The following is a 2543-nucleotide window of genomic DNA, read 5'->3' on the forward strand; positions in this document are numbered from 1 at the left end:
GATTAGTAGATATTAAACATTTTTAATTTTGATTTATATTTCTGTTTTATACCTATAACACAGTATGGTTATGCAATAAAAAAACGGCCAATGGCCGAATTAAAATTTCCCTGCGGGCAATCCCAATTTTTTCAATAATGTAATGGCTTCTGTTTTCTCATCATCGCTAAGGTTGGACAGGAGGGAATCAATATTCTCAGCATGTTTAGGGAAAATCCGCTGGATTAACTGTTTCCCTTCATCCGTTATTTGCGCATACGTAACACGGCGGTCTTTTGGGCAAGCAATTCGTTTTAATAATCCTTTTTGTTCCAGCTTATCGACAACATAAGTAATGCTGCCGCTGGCAAGCAGAATTTTCCCGCCGATTTGTTGAAGCGGCTGATCGCCTTTATGATACAGAAGCTCCAATACAGCAAATTCTGTAGGATTTAGACCGTTAGCCTGTATATATTTATTAGTATGTTCATTGATCGCCTTATAAGCTCTCGACAAAACAATAAATAGTTTTAAGGATTTTGAAATAGAATCATTTTCCTTCATAAAATTCATCCTTTAAAAATTATTTAATCATTTACCAAATATCTCGAATTCAAAATTATTATAAGAAAATAATCCTTCACTGTCAATTTTCCAACACATGGGAAGTAATATATGTATGTTTTTTCACATATGAGATTAAAAAAGGGGGAGATAACGATTAGGAAAACTTATGAGGTTAACTGATTTTTGCTAAGAGGATGGCTGGAGAGAGCTGATCTTGTTTACTTGCAGCAACGAAAGTTGACGCAAGGGATATCGCCTGATCCATTGACTTCATATTAGCTGAATAATAATAAGGCTTTTTCCAATTAAAATCACGGTCAATAGTGGCGGGATAGATACTCACTTTCCAATGAAAATAAATGTATTTATGGTCGAGCTGCACTCCTTCTACGGCAATAAGCCAATGTGAAAAGGCTTCATCATATGCTTCTGTTTCCTTCAAAGCAAGAAAATCATTTAATCCAATCGGGATGAATGCCAACTCATAAAATTCATGATAATTGGGGGTTCTCATGAAATGCACTCCCTTTCTTTTTTGCAGTTCATTATATTATATGAAACTTTGAAATCTTTAACACAGTGAGATAAAGAATTGCACGATCATGGGGTCAGCGCAAAAAGGATGGGTTTTCTTTACCCCACCCTTTTAAGCTTTTTGATTCCATTCTTGAAGTTTCTGATCCCTTGGAAGGACGAAAGCTGTTAGCCCAAGTAACGGAAGCACACCAAGCCAAGTAATCATGGAATTCAATCCAATGGAGTCTGCGATCACTCCAAGGCCGACTGAGCCGATAGCTCCCATTCCAAATGCCAGCCCTACGGTCAATCCAGACATTAGACCGATTTTCCCCGGAACTAATTCTTGGGCATATACAACAGTAACTGAAAAACTCGTCATAATGATAAAGCCAGTGATAATAAGAAAAATAAAGGATAAAACTGGCGGTACATGTGGGATTAGCACTGAAAAAGGCAATGAGCCTAACATGGAGAATGAGATGATCACTTTTTTGCCAAATCGGTCCGCCAGCGGCCCTCCAAAGAAAGTCCCGAATGCTCCTGCCACTAAAAAGGCAAATAAAAACAACTGAGAATCCTTGATTGAAAGACCAAATTCCTTAATACCGTAAAAAGCAAAAAAATTGGTCATGCCAGAAACATACCAAGACCGTGCAAAAATAAACAGCAAGATAAGTACTAATGCCTTTATAATATCCTTTGAAACGCCAGTCTTTTCAGCAGGTTGGGCTTTATTTTTCTTAACCATAGAGAAAGGAGATTGCAATCTCCGATTATACCAATTTGCAATATAGATTAATAACACAACGGCGAGAGCGGCAGCAATCGAAAACCAAGAAGCTCCGATTTGGCCGAGCGGAACTAGAATAAGGGCTGTAATCATAGGGGCTAAAGCTTGACCAGTATTACCTCCCACCTGATAAATAGACTGGGCAAGACCTCTCTTGCTTCCTGCTGCCAAATGGGCCACCCTTGACCCTTCAGGATGAAATACTGCAGAGCCGAATCCGACAAATATAACGGCTATAACAATCAATACATAGTTCGGAGCAAATCCGATCCCAAGCACTCCAATAAAGGTAAGGGAAAGCCCGATCGGCAATGCATATGGTCTCGGTTTCTTGTCGGTAAAAGTCCCGATCACCGGCTGCATGACAGACGAAACCATGTTCAAGGCAAATGCGATAATGCCCAACTGGGTGAATGATAAGCCCATTGACTTCTCTAGAATCGGAAACATTGCCGGGACAACTGCTTGAATCGAATCATTCAATAAATGGCACAGTCCAATGATCACAAGAATCTTAAAAATCGTGGTTTCCGCGGCATTCTGAGTTTTCGCTTGTACCACAGCTTGGTGTTGACTCATGATATTCTCCTTCTACACATATTCTATACATAATCTTACTACCAAATCTCCAAAAGAGAAACCTATTTTTAATTTCGAAATATTTTATTGCCAAATAAAAGGGGGGCTG

Annotated in this window: 3 protein-coding genes; all 3 read right to left on the reverse strand. The window is 39.0% G+C overall.

The window, feature by feature from the left end; translation table 11 throughout:
- Nucleotides 1-99: 99 nt before the first annotated feature.
- The 3 genes from BFU02S_RS15525 to BFU02S_RS15535 all read right to left on the reverse strand — a co-directional run bounded on the left by BFU02S_RS15525 (nucleotide 100) and on the right by BFU02S_RS15535 (nucleotide 2434).
- The gene (locus BFU02S_RS15525; RefSeq protein WP_066372625.1) at nucleotides 100-543 is read right to left on the reverse strand and encodes a MarR family winged helix-turn-helix transcriptional regulator; all 444 of its coding nucleotides are present in this window, start codon (nucleotides 541-543) and stop codon (nucleotides 100-102) included.
- A gap of 175 nt (nucleotides 544-718) precedes the next feature.
- On the reverse strand, nucleotides 719-1060 hold the full coding sequence (locus BFU02S_RS15530; RefSeq protein ID WP_066372628.1) for a hypothetical protein: 342 nt from the start codon (nucleotides 1058-1060) through the stop codon (nucleotides 719-721).
- A 132-nt stretch (nucleotides 1061-1192) separates the two neighbouring features.
- Nucleotides 1193-2434 carry an MFS transporter gene (locus BFU02S_RS15535; protein WP_066372631.1) on the reverse strand — a complete coding sequence of 414 codons (1242 nt, stop codon included), beginning with the start codon at nucleotides 2432-2434 and terminating at the stop codon, nucleotides 1193-1195.
- Between the last annotated feature and the right edge of the window lie 109 nt (nucleotides 2435-2543).

It is taken from the genome of Neobacillus fumarioli NBRC 102428, assembly GCF_001591485.1.
In the GTDB taxonomy this organism is placed as follows: Bacteria; Bacillota; Bacilli; order Bacillales; family Cytobacillaceae; genus Neobacillus; species Neobacillus fumarioli.

Bases quoted from the DNA above. Each gene is read 5' to 3' on its own strand.
- BFU02S_RS15525 (WP_066372625.1), bottom strand. From the start codon at position 543: ATGAAGGAAAATGATTCTATTTCAAAATCCTTAAAACTATTTATTGTT.
- BFU02S_RS15530 (WP_066372628.1), bottom strand. From the start codon at position 1,060: ATGAGAACCCCCAATTATCATGAATTTTATGAGTTGGCATTCATCCCG.
- BFU02S_RS15535 (WP_066372631.1), bottom strand. From the start codon at position 2,434: ATGAGTCAACACCAAGCTGTGGTACAAGCGAAAACTCAGAATGCCGCG.